The 746-nt window shown below is 76.4% G+C and carries 1 pseudogene; it reads left to right on the top strand.

Annotated elements, in window-relative coordinates:
* Window positions 1-746 (top strand): annotated as a pseudogene (locus BST12_RS29165) (PGRS repeat-containing protein); the annotation flags it as partial.

The following is a 746-nucleotide window of genomic DNA, read 5'->3' as shown; positions in this document are numbered from 1 at the left end:
GGCGGAGATTCGCTCGACGCGACCGGGGGTGTCGGCGGGACCGGTGGTAACGCAGGTGCGCTGTTCTCCAGCGGCGGCATCGGCGGGGCCGGCGGATCCACCTCAGGTTCGTTCGGTGGCGCCGGAGGTGCAGGCGGGGCCGGCGGCAACGCGGGTGCGCTGTTCTCCAACGGCGGAGCCGGTGGCGCAGGCGGATTCGGCTATCACGGTGACGGTGGCGCCGGCGGAGCCGGAGGCAGGGCCGGCCAACTGATCGGCAATGGCGGCGCGGGCGGCGCCGGCGGAAACAGCACCACAACCGGCGGGGCCGGCGGTGTCGGCGGCAATGCCGTGTTCCTGGGCACGGGCGGCAACGGTGGCAATGGCGGCTTCGGCCCGGTCTTCGGGCACACCGCGGCCAACGGTTCCGGCGGGCCACTCGCGGGCGTCTTCAACGCGGTCAACGGTCCCGCCGAGGCATTGTTCGGACGTCCGCTGATCGGCAACGGGGCAAACGGCGGCATCGGAACCGGTGCAGCCGGTGGAGCGGGCGGGCTGCTGTTCGGCGACGGCGGCGCCGGTGGGTCCGGCGGATTTGGTCAGCACGGCGGTGCCGGCGGGGCCGCCGGGCTGTTCGGCACCGGTGGCGCGGGCGGTGCGGGCGGCTTCGTGACGGGCGGCGGCAGTGCCGGGGCGGGCGGTGCCGGCGGCGCGGGCGGGCTGCTGTCCGGCAACGGCGGGACCGGTGGGGCCGGTGGCACCGGGGC

This window comes from Mycobacterium angelicum, from assembly GCF_002086155.1.
GTDB classification, from domain to species: Bacteria; Actinomycetota; Actinomycetes; order Mycobacteriales; family Mycobacteriaceae; genus Mycobacterium; species Mycobacterium angelicum.
This window is presented reverse-complemented; position numbering and strand designations above follow the sequence as displayed.